This is a genomic window from Rhizobium sp. M10 (assembly GCF_002531955.1).
Classification (GTDB): domain Bacteria; phylum Pseudomonadota; class Alphaproteobacteria; order Rhizobiales; family Rhizobiaceae; genus Rhizobium; species Rhizobium etli_C.
Window position 1 is genome coordinate 223,218 of record NZ_NWTA01000001.1, and the last position, 18,408, is coordinate 241,625.

An 18,408-nucleotide genomic window follows, 5' to 3' on the forward strand; every position below is an offset into this window, starting at 1 on the left:
GGCGCGAGGGTCAAGCCTATTCGCTCGGTGACGGGCTATTTGTGCGGGTTGTTCAGTTCAAAAGCGGCCTTTTGCACAGGCGAGGCCTCGTTCTGGTGGAGATTTTTCCAGTCCTCGTAAGGCATGCCGTAGACCATTTCACGCGATTCGTCCTTGGTTACCGCGACACCCTCGGCCTCGGCCGCTTCGCGGTACCAGTTCGACAGGCAGTTGCGGCAGAAACCGGCGAGGTTCATCAAGTCGATGTTCTGCACGTCGCTGCGCTCACGAAGATGCGCGACAAGGCGGCGGAAGGCGGCGGCTTCGAATTCGGTCTGCTGTTCTTTACTGAGCGCGGTCATCTCGCTTTCCTTCCTTCAATAGGGACCGGTGCGCGACGGATGGACGTCGAAGTCGTGCAAGGCAGGATCGGCGTTCATCGCCGCAAAGATCGGCGCCAGGCGTTCGGCCCATGCAGCAATCCCGGTCTCGTCTGCGATCAGATCCTGGCGCACTTCGAGCAGGGCGTGCGGAATGCCGGTCATCATGCAGTGCCGGTACATGGTATCGCCCTTCAGGGCGCCGTCATAGGGCTCGTTGTCGCCAACCAAGAGATCGGGATCGGCGCGCAGCATGTCGAGCAGCGGGCCGACCGCGCGCCGGTCACTGTCCCAGAGGACTGCGGCATGCCAGGGACGAGGAATTCCTTTCCACGCCGGCGTGAAGGAATGCAGCGACAAGACCAGCGGCGCCCGGCCGGTGGCGTTCGCCACCTTGTCGATCGTGTCCGCCACGGCATTGTGATAGGGGCGATGGAAGGTCTCGATACGATACTCCCACTCCTGCGGTGTGATCGGATGGTTGCCCGAGATGACGGCGCCGTCGGAAATCTTCATGATCAGCGTCGGATCATCCTCGCCGCGGTTCGGATCGATCAGCAGGCGCGAGAAGCCGCCGAGCACCGCGGGCACGCCGAGTCTCGCCGAGAGCTGCCGCGTCAGGCCCTCGATGCCGATGTCATAGGCGATGTGGCGGGCAAAGGCCGCCTCGGGCAGGCCGAGCCGGCCGTATTGCGCGGGGAGGCGGTTCATCGCGTGATCGGCGAGGATCACCATCCCTTTGTCATGTTTTCCCGGTAGGCTTTCGAAGGATTGGAAGTCGTCCATGAAGGAATTGCCGTTCGTCATTGCGCAGTCGGGCGCAGTGATCGCATGGGGCTGCCGCCGGTTCAAGCGCGACAGGCGGCGGGAAGCGAAGATGAAGCCTGGATGCGCAGTTTGTGAAAGGAAATATAATCGATTAGCATCGCGTTGACTTTCGCATGACGGCGGCGCAAGAAGACACGGATACGAATAACCGTGGAGCTATTTGGGAGCCGTGTTGATTCAAGCCGCGCCAAGTTTCCTCACGCGGTCCGGACCGCTGGTCCGACTCGCTCTGTTCGCTCTTGCAGCTTTTATGCCGTTCTTCATCGCAGATGCCGCACGCGCCGATTTTCGCGTCTGCAACGGAACACAGAATCTCGTCGGCGTCGCGATCGGATACCGGGCCAAGGATGGCTGGGTGACGGAAGGCTGGTGGCAAGTGCCGGCAACCACCTGCGCCACGCTGATCGAGGGAGAACTGCAGTCGCGTTATTATTACCTCTACGCAGAGGACGCCGCCCGGGGAGGACGATGGACGGGTGACGTGCAGATGTGCGTGGCGGAAAACGAGTTCAAGATCTCGGGTGTGCAGGATTGTTATGCCCGCGGTTACCAGAAGATGGGTTTCAAGGAATACGACACGGGCCGCCAGGGCAGCTGGATGGTCCAACTCTCCGACACCCCAGGGACGCAAGAAAGCCAGAATTGATGAAGCGTAATCGCAAAATTAAAATCCTCGCCACCCTCGGGCCCGCCTCCTCCGAGGAATCGATGATCGAGAAGCTGCACCAGGCCGGTGCCGATGTCTTCCGCATCAATATGAGCCATGCGAGCCATGACCTGATGCGTACGCTCATCGAGCGTATCCGCTCGGTCGAAGCGCGCTCCGGCCGGCCGATCGGCATTCTGGCCGACCTGCAGGGGCCGAAACTGCGCGTCGGCAAGTTCGTCGACAGCAAAGTCGACCTGAAGCCCGGCCAGACATTCACGCTCGACAACAACGAGGCGCTTGGCGACCAGACCCGTGTCTATCTGCCGCACCCCGAAATCCTGGAATCGGTGCAGCCCGGCCATCGCCTGCTGATCGACGACGGCAAGCTCGCGCTGCGTGCGGAAAAGTGCGACGGCAAGAGCATCGTCACGACGGTTATTTCGGGCACGCGCATCTCCGACCGCAAGGGCGTCAGCCTTCCCGACACGCTGCTCGGCGTCGGTGCGCTGACGGATAAGGACCGCGCCGACCTCGACGCGGTGCTCGCCACCGACGATGTCGACTGGGTGGCGCTGTCCTTCGTCCAGCGTCCCGACGACCTTGCCGAAGTGCGCAAGATCGCCCGCGGCCGCGTCGGCCTGATGTCGAAGATCGAAAAGCCGCAGGCTCTCGAGCGCATCGAGGAAATCATCGAGCTTTCCGATGCCTTGATGGTTGCTCGCGGCGATCTCGGCGTCGAAATGCCGCTCGAATCGGTTCCCGGCATCCAGAAGCAGCTGATTCGCGCCTGCCGCCGTTCGGGCAAGCCGGTGGTCGTCGCCACGCAGATGCTGGAATCGATGATCTCGGCGCCGGTGCCGACGCGCGCCGAAGTCTCCGACGTCGCGACCGCCGTCTTCGAAGGTGCCGATGCCGTCATGCTCTCGGCCGAATCGGCCTCGGGCGACTATCCGGTCGAAGCCGTCTCGACCATGGCGTCGATTGCCACTGCCATCGAGCGCGAGCCGCATTATCCCGGCATCATCTACGCCCAGCGCGCCCAGCCGGAAGCGACCGGCGCCGATGCGATCTCACTCGCTGCGCGCCAAATCGCCGAAACGCTGAAACTGTCGGCGATCGTCTGTTATACCTCGTCGGGCACGACAGGCCTTCGCGCCTCGCGCGAGCGCCCGCAGGTGCCGATCCTGGCGCTGTCGCCGATCATCAAGACGGCGCGGCGCCTCGCCATCGTCTGGGGTCTGCATTGCGTCGTCACCCATGACGCCACCGATCTCGACGACATGGTCAACCGCGCCTGCCGCATCGTCGCGGATGAAGGCTTCGGCAAGCCGGGCGACCGCATCATCATCTCGGCCGGCGTGCCGCTCGGCACGCCCGGCGCCACCAACATGATCCGCATCGCCTATATCGGTTCCGACGGCCAGAGCGGTATCTGATCCGATCGCATTGCTTCGAGCGCCCGCAGCCCGACAGAGGCTGCGGGTTTTTTGTTGACGGTCCGGCATTGCCAGGGCTTGTGGCGCGTGCAAGTTTCGTTCCTCTGACCTGGGAGGGATCATTATGGACACCGTCACGCTTCTGGCCTTTGCAGCCGTTTCGTTCGTCGGCATCGCGACGCCGGGCCCGACAGTGCTGCTGGCGCTGACGAATGGTTCGAGGCATGGCCTGCGGCCGGCAATCGCCGGCATGGTCGGCGCGGTGCTATCCGATTTCGTGCTGATCGGCGCCGTGGCGGTCGGGCTCGGCGCGCTGCTCGCGGCATCGGAATTCTGGTTCTCGATGCTGAAATGGGCAGGTGCTGCCTATCTTGCCTTTCTCGGCATCATGCTGCTGCGCTCGAAAGGCGGGATCGATGCGGCGTTGAAAGCAGGCGCGCCGGCGGGTGCCACATCGACCTTCTCGATCGGCCTGAAGAGTTTCATGGTCGCGGCGACCAATCCGAAGGGCTACCTGTTCTTCTCGGCTTTTCTGCCGCAGTTCATCGACCCGACACTGCCGCAGGCAGGGCAATATGCGCTGCTGGCGCTGGTCTTTGCCGCGCTCGACTTCATCATCATGTTCGGCTACGCCTTTTTCGGTTCGCAGGCGGTGCGTTTTCTGAAGACGTCGGGGGCCCTCTGGCTGGAGCGAGCCTGCGGCGGGGCGCTCTTGGCGCTTGCCGGGTCGCTCGCCTTCTACCGCCGGGCAACCGTTTAACGCCAGCGTCAGGGCAGGGACAGGTGACCGACGCGATAGGCCTGCGTCTGCGCGCCGATCTCCGGCATCTCGCGCCATAGCCTGAAGCGCACCCGCGTCCATGTCGTCGGTTCGAAGCCGGAGACGGAGGCGAGTGCGCCGCCTGCCGCGACCTCGGCTTCAGCCTCAGCGCTTTCGGTCCGCCGGATATCAGCGAGCAGCGCGTAAGGCTCGGTCAGCAGGATATCGCGGGTCGCAAACCGGGCAGCAGCGATCTCAGCCGAAAGCTCCGCCTGCCAGACAATCCAACTTCTGACCGTGGGCCAGCCGAAGGCACCGGTCAGGGCTTCGAATCCCGGGCCGCAGAGAAAGTCGCTTGCCCCTTCCGGTTTCTGCCAGAGATAGAAGGGCGCATAGAGATTGTCGCGGCTGGCGCATTCGCCTTGGCGGGCGCTGAGATAGGCCTTGAAGCCGAGATTGGGGAAACCGTCGAGCAGCGGCCCCTTATCGCGGATGCGTCGGTCGACGATCGACATGTCGTAATCGGCGGGCAGGGTGAAGCTGTATTGCATGGCAATCATGCCCGTTCCCCTGCTGCCCGCAGCCGCCAGTCGGGATCCGTCATCTGCGCGACGCCGTTGCCGAAGGACCAATCATCAGGGGCGCTGGTGCTGATGACGATCATCACGTCCTCGGGCCGAAGACCCGGCGATTGCGACACGAGATCGACAAGCCGGCGATAGAGCGCCGCCTTCATTTCGGCGGTTCGGGGCCGGCCGATGGTGATCGAGATATAGACGAAATTGCCGGAGCGCGGGCCGGCGAGATAGCTGCTGTCGAAGATCAGCTCGTTCTCGTCATGCTGGTGGATGGCCTGGAAGCGATCGTTCTCAGGCACGTCGAAGGTCTCGACCAGGGCGCGTTGGATGGCGTCGGCGACTGCCGCGAGATAGTCCGGCGACTTGCCTTTGCGAAGGGAAATGCGAACGAAGGGCATCGGGATCTCCATGGTTGGGGCCGTCCGCCGGCCTTGACAACAGCACCATCGCACGGCACGATGATGCTGAAAATCAGAATATTTTGGACAAATAATCCTGAAAATATGGACTATCTGATGCGGCGGACCATCTTCGATCTCGATGTGCTTCGAACCTTTTCGACCGGCATGGAGCTCGGCAATTTCGCCAAGGCGGCCGAAAGGCTCGGACGGTCGACTTCGGCGGTCAGCGCGCAGCTGAAGAAGCTGGAGGAACAGGCGGGCACGCCGATCTTCCGCAAGGCGGGGCGCGGGCTGGCGCTGACCGATGCCGGCGAGACGATGCTCGGCTATGCCAGGCGGCTGTTGGAGCTCAACGACGAGGCGGCCGCCGCCGTGCACAGCATCGAGCTGGAGGGCTGGGTGCGGCTTGGACTGCAGGAGGATTTCGGAGAGACCTTGCTGCCCGAGGTGCTCGGCCGTTTCGCCCGCGCCCATCCGAAGGTCCGCATCGAGGCGCGGGTGGCACGCAATACCGAACTGCTCGAGCGCGTCACATCAGGCAAGCTCGATCTGGCGCTTGCCTGGAGCGACGGCGCGCTGACGGCACATTGCGAGCGGATCGGCGAAGTGCCGATGTGCTGGATCGGGCCTGCCGAGGGGCCGATCGGCTGGCATGCCGCCAGCGGCGAGCCGATGCCGCTCGCCTCACTGGAGGCGCCGTGCCTGTTGCGCAGCGCGGCGACAAAGGCGCTTGATGCGGCCGGCATTTCCTGGCGGCTCGCCTTCGTCAGTGCCAGTCTTGGCGGCCTCTGGGCGGCGACGGCAGCCGGCCTCGGTCTCACCATCCGCACGCCGGTCGGCCTGCCGGCGAAGCTCCGGCCGCTTATGCCGAAGGCCGTCGGCCTGCCCGACCTGCCGAAGCTTGGCCTGGTTCTGCATCGGGCCGAAGCCGAGCTGCCGCCGGCTGCGGCGCGGCTCGGCGAGCTCGTGCTGCAGTCGGTAGAGGGCGGGCTGCAGCAAAGGCTCTAATATCTCAGCCGAAGCGCTCCAGCGCCATGGCGAAGAGATCGGCATCGACATTGCCGCCCGAGGTGACGGCGATGACTGCATCGCTTTCCAGCGCCTCGGCGTGGAAGAGGGCGGCGGCGAGCGCCACGGCGCCGCCGGGCTCGACGACGATCTTCAGCCGGGTAAAGGCGAGCGCCATGGCGCGCAGCGCCTCCTCGTCGGTGACGACGATGCCGGCGCCGGCAAGGCGCTTGAGGATCGGGAAGGTGATGTTGCCGGGCTGCGGCGTCAGGATCGCATCGCAGATCGAGCCTGATATCGACGCGTTGCGGTTGATCCTGCCGGAGGCGAGCGAGCGGGTGGTGTCGTCGAAACCCTTGGGCTCGCAGGGCCGGACGCGGAGGCCGGGGGCGCTGGCTTCGAGGGCAAGGGCGATGCCGGAGGTCAATCCGCCACCGCCGCAGGGCACGAGGACCTCGGCTGACGTCACGCCCTCTTCTTCGGCCTGTTCGGAGATCTCGAGGCCGGTCGTGCCTTGGCCGGCGATCACCAGCGGTTCGTCGAAGGGCTTGATCAGCGTCAGGCCGCGCTCGGCCGAAAGCCGGGCGCCGATTTCGTCGCGATCCTCGTTGGCGCGGTCGTAGAGCACGACTTCGGCGCCGAAGGCGCGGGTGTTGGCGATCTTCAGCTTCGGCGCATCGCTCGGCATGATGATGACGGCGGGCACGCCGTGCAGCTTGGCTGCCAGCGCCACACCCTGCGCATGATTGCCCGAGGAGAAGGCGATGACGCCGCGCGCTCGCACGGCCGGATCGAGGCCAGAGAGGGCAGACCAGCCGCCGCGAAATTTGAAGGAGCCGGAATGCTGCAGGCATTCCGCCTTCACGAACAGGCGCCGGCCGGCGATGTCGTTGAGGAAGGGGGAGGAGAGAAGCGGCGTGCGGCGCGCATGGCCGCGCAGACGGGCGCGGGCGGCGACAATCATTTCAATGCTTGCCATTCGGGAATCGTCCTGCTTGGAGAGTTCGCACATGCATAGGATGCGGCACGCCGTTTGTGAACGTCGACTTTGTCACCGTGACATGAATGGATATCCGCCGCCTACAGCTCTTGGCGCCCGTCAATAGCCGCCGGCCGAGCCTTCCACCGCGCGGGCATCCATGGCGCCGTTGTAGCGGGCGCCACCGCCCTTTGCGATGGCGGCAAGGCTTTTGCCGCCGACGAGGATGCCGGCAGCCTGGCCCCAGACCGGCGCATCATTGCCGCCGTCGAAACTGTAACCCATGGCGGCGAGGGCCTTTTCCGTATCCGGCGAAAGCGCATAGGGCTCGAGATAGACCTTGTCAGGCTGCCATTGGTGATGGAAACGCGGCGCATTAACCGCCTGGCTGATATCCATGCCGAAATCGACGACATTGAGGATCGCCTCCAGCGTGATGGTGATGATGCGCGAGCCGCCGGGGCTGCCGATCACCATGAAGGGCTTGCCGTCGCGGGTGACAATCGTCGGGCTCATCGAGGAGAGCGGCGTCTTCTTCGGGGCGATGGCGTTCGCCTCGCCCTGCACCAGACCGTAGAGGTTCGGCACGCCGGGCTTGGAGGTGAAATCGTCCATCTCGTTGTTGAGCAGAACGCCGGTACCGGGTGCTACGACGGCGGCGCCGAAGGAGCCGTTCAGCGTGTAGGTGACGGCGACGGCGTTGCCCTCGTCGTCGATGATCGAATAATGCGTCGTCTCGTTGCTTTCCTTGCCGCCGAGCGGTTTCAAATTCGCCGACGTGCCGGCCTTGTAGGGATCGATCTTTGCTGCGGTCTCCTTGGCGTAACCCTTGTCGAGCAATTTATCGACCGGGTTCTCGACGAAATCAGGATCGCCGAGCGCCGCGTTACGGTCGACATAGGCGTAGCGCATCGCCTCGACCATCACGTGCACGGTTTCGGCCGAGGCGTAGCCGAGATAGGAGAGCGGATAACCTTCGAGGACGTTGAGGATTTCGCAGATGATGACGCCGCCGGAGGAGGGCGGCGGCGAGGAGATGATGTCGTAGCCGCGGTAATTGCACTCGATCGGCTTCAATTCGCGCACGGCATATTGCTCGAAATCCTGCTTGGCGAGGATGCCGCCCTTGGCCTGGCTTGCCGTGACGATCGCCTCGGCGGGTGCGGCCTTGTAGAAGGCGTCGGGGCCCTTTTCGGAGATGGCTGCGAGGACCGCGGCGAGATCCGGCTGCGCAAGTTTTTCGCCCGATGCATAGGGCTTGCCATCCGGTTTCAGAAAGATTTTTGCCGCCGTCTCATCCTTGGCGAGGCGTTTGGCGCCGCCGGCGAGGATGGCCGCGTCGCCCTGTTCCAGAGTGAAGCCTTCCTTGGCGAAGCGAAGCGCCGGCGCGATCAGATCCTGGCGTGAGCGGGTGCCGTATTTCTCGCGCGCGGTTTCAAAACCCATGACCGAGCCGGGAACGCCGACGGCGAGATAACCGTCGAGGCTGGCGCGCGGCACGATCTCGCCCTTGGCATCGAGATACATGGTCTTCGTCGCGGCGAGCGGCGCGCGTTCGCGGAAATCGAGGAAGGTTTTGGTGCCGTCTTTCAGGCGGATGGTCATGAAGCCGCCGCCGCCGAGATTGCCGGCAGAGGGATAGACCACCGCCAGCGCATAACCGACGGCGACGGCCGCATCGACGGCGTTGCCGCCGCTCTTCAGCACCTCGACGCCGACATCGGTCGCCAGATGCTGAGCGGTGACGACCATGCCGTGTTCGGCTTCAACAGGTGCGGGCGAGGCCGCGAAAGCCGAGGTCAGGCAGAGCGAGAATGCCGATATGACCGAGATCGTCCCGATATGCAGGCGGCCCATGATTTCCCCTCCTATGAACAACAACGGAAAAACATATGGGGCTGCGCCGGCTCGAGGCAATGCGCGCGATCGGCTTTATGCGACGCGTTCGATCGAGTTTCCTGCTGAAGGATCATGCCCGCGCGGAGCGTCCGGCTCCAGCGACGGCAGCGATGTCCGATCGCGCGACGCCGCGGCGAGCCGCTCCTCGGCCCGGCGGGCGATTGTCTGCAGGTCACGCGGCTTGCCGGCGATCTTTTCCATGGCAGCGATGGCGACATCGGTCGCGAGATAATCCGGCTTGTGGCCGACGCCGCGGACGGTGATGAGCTCGGAGCCGGCTATGTCGCGGGCAAGACCGCGTGAATGCAGGTGTTCCCAGACGATCTCGTCGCTGTCGCCTGTTATGATGACGGTCGGCGCGGTGATCTGCGCGTAGAGCGGCGATTGCTCCTTCAGATAGGCAAGCAGCCTTTTGAAATCGACGGCGTTGTTGCGGAAGGTGCGGGGTCGCAGCACCAGCGATGGACCGGTCTTTTCGATGTAATCGAGCGGGCGCGGATTGGGACGGAAGACATTCAGCGTGCCGCGCTCCAGCCGACTGAGCCCCAGCGGCACGACGATGGCGTGGTTGAACAGCCAGCCGACGACCGGCGCCGTCGCGACGTGATAATACCAGTCGATACCGCCCGGCCAGGGATGGGTCGCGGGTGCCAGAAAGAGCAGGCCGGCTGTCTTTTCGGGATAGCGCAGGCCGAAGGTAGCGGTGATCGCGCCGCCGAAAGAATGACCGACGATGATCGCCCTCTCGATGCCGCGGGCTTCCATCAGCCGGGCGATCGCATCCGCCTGGCCGGAAGGGACCGCGTTTTCAGGGCCGCCGCGTTCGGAATAGCCGTGACCGGGACGGTCGACGAAGAGCATTTCCGCCCGGCCTTCGAGGGCTGCGCGGAAGGCGACGACCTGGTCGAGCAGATTGCCGCTGGCGCCGTGAATGAAGACGAGCGCCGGCAGATCGGCATGTTCCGGACGCTTGATATGGACGGCATTCATGCGGTAGCCGCCGACATCCGTCAGCTCACCGATATTGGGATAGGTCTGTTCGAAGCGCCGCGCCTTGTAGGAGGAGTAACCGATGGCGGCGGCGAGGGGAGCGAGAAGAGCGGAAACTTCTGCGAGCATGATCTTTACGGGCGATGGTTGCGGCGGTTCTCGAGAGCGGTGGGCGAAGCGCCGCGTGGCTCCCTCGACAATGCTAAAATTGTGCGGTCCGGCCGGGCTTCAAGATCGGGCGAGCCGACATCACGTGCGGTTGCCGGCAAGTTTTTCCGACAGCGTATTGACCTGTTCCTGCGCAGTGCGCTCGGCGGGATAGATGTCGAGGAACCGCTCCCAGGCTTTCAACGTCAGCTGATCGTTGCCGGAATTGCTGAGGATCGCGGCCATGCCGGAGAGCGCGCCGAAATGGCGCGGCTCGAGATCCAGCACATGTTCGATGTCGGACATCGACTTGCGGTAATTGCCCATGACGAAATTCAGCGTGGCGCGCCGATTCCAGCTTTCGGCGTAATCGGGCTTCAGCGCTATCGCCTCATCGAGGAAATCCAGCGCGGCGGGATTGCGCTTTTCCTCAATCGCCTTGTCGGCCCATTGCATCAGCAGGTTGACGGTCGCGCTGCCGGAATCATTCCATTCCAGGCGAATTTCGTTGGCGATGCCGCTGGCCTTGTCGGGATCGCGCTCGCGCTTCAGCTGGCTGAAGAGCTGATCGAGGCGCTGCTTCGGCGAACTGGCGGCATTGCTCTGCTCGACGATGACATCCTTTTCCGCCGCGATGGCCGGAAGCGGAGAGCTGGAGAGGACGAGGAAGAGCGGCAAGGCCGCTGGCATCAAAGCAAAAAAGCGCATGGCGGACATATTAGCCCGCCAACGCCGAAGATCAAACAAATTTGACGTGATCACCGCAGCGACCTACCAGATGTCCGACGGCGCAACTGCGCGGCGCGGCGATCCGGATGCGCGCAATCAGCCCTGACGAGCCTTGTAGCGCGGGTTCAGCTTGTTGATGATGTAGATGCGGCCCTTGCGGCGAACCAGACGGTTGTCACGGTGGCGAGCCTTGAGCGACTTGAGCGAATTCTTGATCTTCATTTTTCTGATCCGCGATCTCTGTGGGGGAATTCACATTCGCCCGTATCTTTAACAATCAAAAGCGCGCCGTCGGGGCGCGCTCTTTAGGTGGGGGAGCAGATACCCCGTCACCTTTTCCGTGTCAACCACGTGACGGTGTTTTTCCCCGGGCGAGAGGGTGTTTTCTCACCGGGAAAGCGGGGATTTCGGCGCCAAGGTCGTGACATGGCCCATCTTGCGGCCGGGGCGCCACTCTGTCTTGCCGTAGAGATGGACCAGCGTATCGGGGCGTCGCAGCCAGTCGGGAACGGCAAGGATATCGTCGCCGATCAGGTTCTGCATGACGCAGTCGGAATGGCGCGCGCCATCGCCGAGCGGCAGGCCGGCGACGGCGCGGATATGCTGCTCGAACTGGCTGACGGTACAGGCCGCCTCCGTCCAGTGTCCGGAATTGTGTACGCGCGGGGCCATCTCGTTGGCGATCAGGCTGCCGTCGGCAAGCACGAAGAATTCGATACCGATGACGCCGACATAGTTCAATGCCGCGAGGATTTTTTCCGCCGACCAACGTGCGGCTTCGCCCGTCGCTGCGGAGATCGCGGCGGGAACCGTCGAGGTATGGAGGATGCCGTTGCGGTGTATATTTTCGGCAGGATCGAAGCAGACGACCGCGCCGTCGGCGGTGCGCGCGGCGATGATCGAAACCTCACGCTCGAAGGCGACGAAGCTTTCGAGGATCAGCGGCACGGCGCCGAGCGCAGCATAGGCGCCGTCAGGGCCGTCGGCCACCGAACGGAAAACCTTCTGTCCCTTGCCGTCATAACCGAGACGGCGGGTCTTCAACACGCCCTGACCGCCGAAATCCTTCAGGGCCGCCTCGAGATCGGCCTGGCTGTCGATCGCGTGAAAGCGGGCGGTGGTGATGCCGCAATCGTTGAGGAAGCGCTTTTCGACCAGGCGGTCCTGGGCGGCTTCCAGCGCCTTCGGCGGCGGATAGACGGCAATGCTTGCCGAAAGCGTCTCTGCGGCGGCAACGGGCACGTTCTCGAATTCGTAGGTGACGACATCGCAGGCAGCGGCAAGTTCGGCCAGCGCCGCCGGATCATCATAGGCGGCAACGATCTGCCGGTTGGCGAGCTGAGCGGCCGGGCAATCCGCCTGCGGCTCGAGAATGATCGTGCGGAAATTCAGTCTGGCGGCGGCGATGGCCAGCATGCGGCCGAGCTGGCCGCCGCCGACAATGCCGATCGTGCTTACAGTCATTGGTCGTCCATCGGGTATTCGGCGATGCTGGCACTCTGACGTTCGCGCCATTCGTCGAGCCGCTCGGCGATTTCTTCGTCGGAAAGGGCAAGCACGGCGGCGGCGAGAAGGGCGGCGTTGACCGCGCCCGCCTTGCCGATGGCAAGCGTTCCGACAGGAATTCCGGCCGGCATCTGCACGATCGACAGGAGGCTATCCTGGCCGGACATGGTTTTCGACTGGACCGGGACGCCGAAGACCGGCAGCGGCGTCATCGATGCGGTCATGCCCGGCAGATGGGCAGCGCCGCCGGCGCCGGCGATGATGACCTTGAAGCCCTCGGCGCGCGCGCCCTTGGCGAAATTCGCCATGCGGTCGGGCGTGCGGTGCGCCGAGATGATGCGCGCATCATAAGGGATTTCCAGGGCTTCCAGCGTATCGGCCGCGTTCTTCATGGTTTCCCAATCGGATTGGCTGCCCATGATAATGGCGACGGGTGGTCTGTCTGTCATCGTTGCCGCTATTCCTCTCAAGCAATGCGATCGGGCGATGCGATCAGGCGATGATATCAGGAACGATCTGATCTTCCAGCTTGGAGAGCTTGTCCTTGATGACGAGCTTCTTCTTTTTCATGCGCTGGATTCGCAGAGCGTCGCATCCGGTCTCGATCATGGCGTTGATCGCGGCGTCGAAATCCTCGTGCTCCTGACGCAACCGCGCCACCATGAGCCTGATTTCCGCCTGTTCCTGATCGGCCATATGCATTCCCCGTTGTCGTCTTCGGATCTTGTCCGATCTGCCGATGATTTCCGCAAGCTCCTATCACCAAATACGGGTAACGGCTAGTTAGTCTTGATCATGAATTTGCCATCTCATCTTCATCTTTTCGCCTTCGACAAGCCTTCAAAAATATGTCACAGTCCGGCGCGTTGACACCTTGATCCCCGACGATGATGGCCGGGGAGGGTAAGAGGAAGGAAGGGTCAAATGACAGTTCAAGCTCATCTTGAATCACTCCAGAAAAAGCATGTTGCTCTCGAGGAGGAGCTGCACGCGCTCAGAACAGCTCCCTCTATCTCCGATACGGAAATTGCCGAATGCAAGCGCCGCAAGCTGCGCATCAAGGACGAGATTCAGCGTCTCAAGTCATCCGTCCACTGATCTTCCCAAGGGTCGCCGGCCGATCATCTTGCGTATGAAGAGGTAAATCCATCCATTCCGCCTAAAATTTGCAAGACCCGGTGATTTGACACCAGAATTGCGCCAGCCCGATGCTCGCGGCATCGCGGCTGGCGCTTTTGCATCTCCCGCCCCCGATCGTCTTCATCGGATTAGGTTTGGGGTCTTGTCGGAGGGCGATCAGGCCCAGAACTGATCCAGCCACAGATTGAGCTTGTCGAAGCCGCGGTTATTGACCGCGTAGATGCGTTTCGTGCCTTCCGACGTCACCGAGACGAGGTTGCTGTCGAGCAGCGCCTTCAGGTGTTGCGACACGGCCGGCCGGCTGATCGGCAGGCCCTCGGCGAGCTCGTTGACTGTCCGCGGCGCGCGCCGCAATTCTTCCAGCAGAAACCGCCGGTTCGGATCGGCAATCGCAGAGAAGGGGTCCGTGTTCGACATGGCGGGAACGCTACGGCAAACCGGCCGCGGCGGCAAGAAAATTGTGCGTTGCAGCGTGGAGCAGCGCCGCCCTTACCCGCCAAGGCCCTCGCGCACGATCAGCAAGGCGGCGATCAAGGCCATCGCATACATGAAGGGGTAGAAGATCGCCGGCTGCATGCGGCGCACGCACCAGGCGCCGGCAAGCGTGGCGAGCGGGGCGAAGGGCAGCAGCGTCGCCGAGGTCGCAAGGTTCTGCGTGTCGAGCTGGCCGAGCGCGAAATAGGGGATCAGCTTGACGGCATTGAGGATCGCGAAGAAGCGCACGCTCGTGCCGGTATATTCGCGCGGCTGCAGCTTGAGCGGTAGGGCATAGACCTGGAAGGGCGCGCCGCCGGCATGGGCGACGAAGCTGCCATAACCGGAAAACGTCCCCCAGAGGCTGGCGGCGACCGGCCGCTGGCCGCGCGGCGGGATCACCTTGGCGATGCCGGGGCCGAAATTGTTCCAGAAATAACGCAGGCAGAAAAGGATGGTAACCGCCCCGATGACGATGCGCAGCATGTTGCCCGGAACCAGCGCCGACGTCGCCCAGCCGAGGCCGATGCCGAAGATTGCGCCCGGCAGCACGATTTTCAGCGTCGTCCAATCGCCATGCCTGCGCCAGATGACGAGCGAAATCATATCCATGAAGATCAGAATCGGCAGCAGGATCGCCGCCGCTTCGACCGGCGAGACGACCAGAGCGAGAAAGGGCAGGCCGATCAGCGACAAAGCGTCGCCCATGCCGCCTTTCGCGAGGCCGACCAGGAGGACGGCGGGCACGGCGGCGTAGTAGAATGACAAATCCTGCGGCATGCTTTCGGCGTCCTCCTCTTGCAAGCCTCCTCTAACGGAACTACTCACACAAAACGAGTGCGGATCCGTCCTTTCGAAAGGGGAATTCGCTGGAAACGGAAAGACCTCATGACCGAACCGGAAAACCGCTGCCGCCTTGTGCTCATCGCCCCCGATATCGCCGATGCCGATGAACAGGCAAAGATCGTCGCCGACGCGCTGAAAGGCGGCGATGTCGCCTCGGTGATCGTGCCGCAATACGGGCTCGACGACGGCGCCTTTCAAAAACATGCCGAAAAGCTGGTGCCGCTGATCCAGGATGCCGGGGCGGCGGCGCTGATTGCAGGCGACAGCCGCGTGGCGGGACGGGCAAAGGCCGATGGCCTGCATCTTTCCGGCAATGCCGAGGTGCTGTCGGAGGCGATCGACAAGCACGCGCCGAAGCTGATCGTCGGCGGCGGCAATGCGGCCGACCGGCACACGGCGTTGGAGATCGGCGAAGTGAGGCCGGACTACATCTTCTTCGGCAAGCTCGATGGCGACATCAAGCCGGAGGCCCATCCAAAGAACCTTGCGCTTGGCGAATGGTGGGCTTCGATGATCGAAATCCCCTGCATCGTCATGGGTGGCACCGATCCGGCCTCGGCGCTCGCCGTCGCCGAAACCGGAGCGGAGTTCGTGGCGCTGCGGCTGGCGGTCTTCGGCGAGCCCGCCCGGGCGCCATCCGTCATTGCCGAAATCAACGCGCTGCTTGACGAAAAAGCGCCACGGTTTGAGGATTGAAATCGCGCTCATGCCGATCCCGCCCGCCCGCCACTTGAAGTATCTGCTCGCCAGCATCGCCGTTCTCCTTGCAGCCGGGCCGGATGTCGCCCTGGCGCAGGCAGCCGACAGCGTCATCAGCCAGCCGGGCACGGCGCCGGCTTCGACCTTTCGCACCGACCGGCCCGCCGGTCCCGGCGTGCGACCCTCCGATGGCGTCGGGGTGTTCGACCGGATGGGCGCGAAACTGCCGGACCTGCCGCCGGAGAAGGACTACAAGGGACCGATCGACGAGGCTTACGGCGCTTACCAGCGCGGTTATTACCTGACAGCGATGGATAAGGCGCTGCCGCGCGCCCAACTCGGCGATCCGGCAGCGCAGACGCTGATCGGCGAAATCCTCTCACAGGGTCTAGGCGTCAAGAAAGACGTGAAGAACGCGGCCTTCTGGTATGGCAAGGCGGCCGAAGGCGGCGATCCGGCGGCAATGTTCAAATATGCGCTGATGCTGATGGAAGGCGAAGGCGTGCCGCGCGACAAGGTCAAGGCCGACGACTACATGCGCAAGGCGGCCGAGGCCGGCAACCCTTCGGCCGAATTCAACTGGGCGCAGATCCTCGTGGCCGACAATCCCGGCGAGAAGGGGCTGAAGCTGGCGCTGCCATTCTATGAGAAATCGGCCGAGCAGGGCATTGCCGATTCGCAATATGCGGTGGCGCAGCTTTACGCGACGCTGAAAGACCTGCCGGAGGACAAGAAGCGACTCGCCCGCGAGTGGATGGCGCGCGCGGCGCGTGCCGGCTTCGACACGGCCCAGCTCGATCTCGGCATCTGGCTCGTCAACGGCGTCGGCGGCCCGAAGGATTATGTCAAAGGTTTCGAATGGCTGAAACTTGCCGCCAATGGCGGCAATGTCGCGGCGCAAAACAAGCTCGCCCACCTCTACGTCAATGCCATCGGCACGCCGCCCAATCCGGTCGAGGCGGCGAAGTGGTACGTGCTGTCGCGCCGCGCCGGGCTTGCCGATCCGGCGCTCGAGGATTTTTACCTGGGCATCGAGGACGAGCAGCAGAAGGCGGCGATCGACGCCGCCAACAAGTTCCGCCGACGCTAGAAAATAGCGCCTCGCGTCCCAATTGGGGCGACTTTAAAACAGCGCGTCGGCGAAAAGATCCTCGTCGTTTTCGATCTTGGCAGGCTCGGGGGGAGCAGGGGCAGCAGCGCTTTCCTCGCAGGCCGGGATGATGTCGCGATGAATGTTGCGCTCCTGAACCATCGTATAGTTCTTGAAGATCTTGCGGTCGAGCGGGGCGATCGCCTCAGCGAGATCGGAGATATCGGCGACCTCGGTGCCGGCGGCCTCATCCAGCACATCGGCGCAGCGGGCAAAGACCTCGCCGAGGTCACGCTGGAAATCGAGCTTGCCGATCAGCAGGCCGATCTTGGTGGCGACCTCGCGACCGTTTTCGGCAAGCACTTTCAGCTCGTTTTCCATGACGTCGGCTGCGGCGCGGATGTTGCCGACGGCCGACGTCAGGCCCTCTCCCAGGCCGCCCGCCCCGGCATCGGTGGCGGGGGCGATGCGTCCGGCCGCGGCTTCGAGCGCCGGCAGGCCGGTGACGATGGCATCGGCGGATTCGTCAAGCTTGCCGGCGAAGATGCGCAATTCGGCCGTGACGACGTTGATCGACCGACCTTCCTCGCCGAGACGGCTGCAGCGCAGATTGGTGTTCAAGGCCATATAATGGATGTCGGTCTTGACGGCGCGGATATTGGCGATCGCTTGGGAGAGCTTGGCGGCCGTGTCGATCGTCGACTGGCTCACCTGGTCGGCCTGCCGGCTTGCCGTATCGACCTGCCGGACGATTTCGTGGGCGGCCGAAACGCTCGATTCCAGCGCGCGCATGAAGTTGCCGGCGGATTCGCCGCTCGCGCCGCTCATCTGGTCGCGCAGCTTGAGGATCTCCCGCATGTCGTGGTCGAAACTGGCGATCGTCGTGACGACGTTTTCCGATTCCCGCTGGAAATTTACGCACATGTCGTTCATCTGCGCCGCGGTCAGATGGTGAATGACGTTCTGAAGGCGCTTGCGCGCACCGGCATCGAGCTTGGCGCCCTCCTCGCCGGCAAAGAACTCCTCAAGCAGCGAAAGGGTGGCCTGTACATGCTCGATGCGCTGGCGGGTGATGTCGCCGATCTGCAGGGCAGAGAGCGTCGAGGCGACCTTGCTCTGAACGCCGCGTGCAATCGCGCCGACCTCGCGGGCGACGACGCCGAGATGCTTGCGGTGTTCGGCGATCTTGGCGGCGTCGCCGCGCAGGGCGGCGGCAACGGCCGGAACGGTATCGGCGTAGCCCTTGGAGACACTGGCGCCGAAGGAGGCGGCGAGTTTGACCTCCTTGTCGAGGCTGTCGAGATGCGCGGCGAAACGGTTGACTTCATCGGTGCCGGAATAGATTCGCTCCAGGATTTCCTGTGCGAAGCCGGCGAATTCGGCAAGGCCGGCGCCGGTGATCTTCACGGTCACGGCGAAAGTTCTGAGATAACGCATCGTCTCCTGCATATCGGAGACGTATTTGCGCAGCTCCCTGCCGGTCTGCGCCAGTGAGACGAGTGCCTGCTGACGATTTTCTTCGGTGACCGGCAGCGCCGTCAGGCTCTCCACCGTGGCACGGAGATCGGCGCCGGTATCGCTCTGCTCCCCATTGTCGAGCGCCGCCGTGACGCTCTCGAGAGAATTCAACAAACGGTTGAGAACATCCATCACCGACAGCAGCACCGTGCCGCCTTCGAGAAAACGTTCCTCGACCCGGCTGCGGGCGGATTCCAGGGTCCGGCCAATGTCCCGCCCGGAGGTGTAGGCTGCAGCGGTCGGCGATACCAGAGCGTGTGCCAACATTTATACCTTTTCTTAAAACACAGGCTTATCTGACACTATTTCTACGCGAAGGATGGAAACGTCCGGTAAACGCGCCGGACTCGTCAACGTTGTGATTAACGAAAG

At 63.4% G+C, this 18,408-nt stretch carries 22 protein-coding genes; 7 read left to right on the top strand and 15 right to left on the bottom strand.

Annotated elements, in window-relative coordinates:
* Positions 1–35: 35 nt before the first annotated feature.
* Together CO671_RS01010 and CO671_RS01015 are read right to left on the bottom strand one after the other, a co-directional pair.
* On the bottom strand, positions 36–341 hold the full coding sequence (locus CO671_RS01010; protein WP_010030106.1) for a DUF1244 domain-containing protein: 306 nt from the start codon (positions 339–341) through the stop codon (positions 36–38).
* 15 nt (positions 342–356) lie between these two features.
* The gene (locus tag CO671_RS01015) at positions 357–1,145 is read right to left on the bottom strand and encodes an N-formylglutamate amidohydrolase (RefSeq protein WP_097604081.1); all 789 of its coding nucleotides are present in this window, start codon (positions 1,143–1,145) and stop codon (positions 357–359) included.
* 202 nt (positions 1,146–1,347) lie between these two features.
* On the opposite strand from CO671_RS01015, the gene CO671_RS01020 reads away from it, so the two are divergent.
* The 3 genes from CO671_RS01020 (at position 1,348) to CO671_RS01030 (ending at position 4,032) form a co-directional block, all read left to right on the top strand.
* Entirely contained in the window at positions 1,348–1,833 is a 486-nt protein-coding gene (locus CO671_RS01020; protein WP_012485172.1) for a DUF1036 domain-containing protein, read from the top strand.
* Positions 1,833–3,272: a pyruvate kinase gene (gene pyk, locus CO671_RS01025; RefSeq protein WP_097603966.1), complete on the top strand. Its 1,440-nt coding sequence runs from the start codon at positions 1,833–1,835 to the stop codon at positions 3,270–3,272. Before CO671_RS01020 ends, pyk begins: the two co-directional genes overlap by 1 nt.
* Before the next feature lie 124 nt (positions 3,273–3,396).
* The gene (locus tag CO671_RS01030) at positions 3,397–4,032 is read left to right on the top strand and encodes a LysE family translocator (RefSeq protein ID WP_097603967.1); all 636 of its coding nucleotides are present in this window, start codon (positions 3,397–3,399) and stop codon (positions 4,030–4,032) included.
* An 8-nt stretch (positions 4,033–4,040) separates the two neighbouring features.
* Here the strand turns inward: CO671_RS01030 and CO671_RS01035 are convergent, their stop codons facing one another.
* Both CO671_RS01035 and CO671_RS01040 read right to left on the bottom strand, forming a co-directional pair.
* Positions 4,041–4,592: a DUF4865 family protein gene (locus CO671_RS01035; protein WP_097603968.1), complete on the bottom strand. Its 552-nt coding sequence runs from the start codon at positions 4,590–4,592 to the stop codon at positions 4,041–4,043.
* Positions 4,589–5,008, bottom strand: coding sequence for a tautomerase family protein (locus CO671_RS01040; RefSeq protein ID WP_097604082.1), 420 nt, complete (start codon positions 5,006–5,008; stop codon positions 4,589–4,591). The genes CO671_RS01035 and CO671_RS01040 overlap by 4 nt, the downstream gene beginning before the upstream one ends.
* Before the next feature lie 117 nt (positions 5,009–5,125).
* Between CO671_RS01040 and CO671_RS01045 the strand changes: the two genes are divergently transcribed.
* Complete coding sequence (locus CO671_RS01045) at positions 5,126–6,019, top strand: LysR substrate-binding domain-containing protein (protein WP_097604083.1); 894 nt, start codon at positions 5,126–5,128, stop codon at positions 6,017–6,019.
* Between the two features lie 4 nt (positions 6,020–6,023).
* Here CO671_RS01045 and CO671_RS01050 read toward each other — a convergent pair whose 3' ends face one another.
* The 8 genes from CO671_RS01050 to CO671_RS01085 all read right to left on the bottom strand — a co-directional run bounded on the left by CO671_RS01050 (position 6,024) and on the right by CO671_RS01085 (position 12,965).
* A complete protein-coding gene (locus tag CO671_RS01050; protein ID WP_097603969.1) occupies positions 6,024–6,998 on the bottom strand; it encodes a threonine/serine dehydratase in 975 nt (324 codons plus the stop codon).
* A 120-nt stretch (positions 6,999–7,118) separates the two neighbouring features.
* Positions 7,119–8,855, bottom strand: coding sequence for a gamma-glutamyltransferase (ggt, locus tag CO671_RS01055; protein ID WP_097603970.1), 1,737 nt, complete (start codon positions 8,853–8,855; stop codon positions 7,119–7,121).
* Positions 8,856–8,930: 75 nt separating this feature from the next.
* Positions 8,931–10,016 (bottom strand): alpha/beta hydrolase, encoded by a 1,086-nt coding sequence (locus tag CO671_RS01060; protein WP_097603971.1) that lies wholly within the window; start codon positions 10,014–10,016, stop codon positions 8,931–8,933.
* Positions 10,017–10,136: 120 nt separating this feature from the next.
* A complete protein-coding gene (locus tag CO671_RS01065) occupies positions 10,137–10,751 on the bottom strand; it encodes a hypothetical protein (protein WP_010029493.1) in 615 nt (204 codons plus the stop codon).
* 108 nt (positions 10,752–10,859) lie between these two features.
* Positions 10,860–10,985: a type B 50S ribosomal protein L36 gene (gene ykgO / locus CO671_RS01070; RefSeq protein ID WP_003582204.1), complete on the bottom strand. Its 126-nt coding sequence runs from the start codon at positions 10,983–10,985 to the stop codon at positions 10,860–10,862.
* 165 nt (positions 10,986–11,150) lie between these two features.
* A complete protein-coding gene (locus CO671_RS01075; protein WP_097603972.1) occupies positions 11,151–12,227 on the bottom strand; it encodes a 5-(carboxyamino)imidazole ribonucleotide synthase in 1,077 nt (358 codons plus the stop codon).
* A complete protein-coding gene (gene purE, locus CO671_RS01080; RefSeq protein ID WP_004679370.1) occupies positions 12,224–12,718 on the bottom strand; it encodes a 5-(carboxyamino)imidazole ribonucleotide mutase in 495 nt (164 codons plus the stop codon). The genes CO671_RS01075 and purE overlap by 4 nt, the downstream gene beginning before the upstream one ends.
* 43 nt (positions 12,719–12,761) lie before the next feature.
* Positions 12,762–12,965, bottom strand: coding sequence for a DUF465 domain-containing protein (locus CO671_RS01085; RefSeq protein WP_010028538.1), 204 nt, complete (start codon positions 12,963–12,965; stop codon positions 12,762–12,764).
* Between the two features lie 228 nt (positions 12,966–13,193).
* On the opposite strand from CO671_RS01085, the gene CO671_RS01090 reads away from it, so the two are divergent.
* Positions 13,194–13,367, top strand: coding sequence for a DUF465 domain-containing protein (locus CO671_RS01090; protein ID WP_009996782.1), 174 nt, complete (start codon positions 13,194–13,196; stop codon positions 13,365–13,367).
* A 198-nt stretch (positions 13,368–13,565) separates the two neighbouring features.
* Here the strand turns inward: CO671_RS01090 and CO671_RS01095 are convergent, their stop codons facing one another.
* Both CO671_RS01095 and CO671_RS01100 read right to left on the bottom strand, forming a co-directional pair.
* The gene (locus CO671_RS01095; protein WP_003552646.1) at positions 13,566–13,826 is read right to left on the bottom strand and encodes a metalloregulator ArsR/SmtB family transcription factor; all 261 of its coding nucleotides are present in this window, start codon (positions 13,824–13,826) and stop codon (positions 13,566–13,568) included.
* Positions 13,827–13,898: 72 nt separating this feature from the next.
* Entirely contained in the window at positions 13,899–14,663 is a 765-nt protein-coding gene (locus CO671_RS01100; protein WP_097603973.1) for a sulfite exporter TauE/SafE family protein, read from the bottom strand.
* 108 nt (positions 14,664–14,771) lie between these two features.
* Here CO671_RS01100 and CO671_RS01105 point away from each other — a divergent pair, with 108 nt between their 5' ends.
* Together CO671_RS01105 and CO671_RS01110 are read left to right on the top strand one after the other, a co-directional pair.
* The gene (locus tag CO671_RS01105; protein ID WP_097603974.1) at positions 14,772–15,425 is read left to right on the top strand and encodes a thiamine phosphate synthase; all 654 of its coding nucleotides are present in this window, start codon (positions 14,772–14,774) and stop codon (positions 15,423–15,425) included.
* Between the two features lie 10 nt (positions 15,426–15,435).
* A complete protein-coding gene (locus tag CO671_RS01110) occupies positions 15,436–16,518 on the top strand; it encodes a tetratricopeptide repeat protein (protein ID WP_097603975.1) in 1,083 nt (360 codons plus the stop codon).
* Positions 16,519–16,551: 33 nt separating this feature from the next.
* Here the strand turns inward: CO671_RS01110 and CO671_RS01115 are convergent, their stop codons facing one another.
* Entirely contained in the window at positions 16,552–18,300 is a 1,749-nt protein-coding gene (locus tag CO671_RS01115; RefSeq protein ID WP_170964910.1) for a chemotaxis protein, read from the bottom strand.
* Positions 18,301–18,408 lie beyond the last annotated feature (108 nt).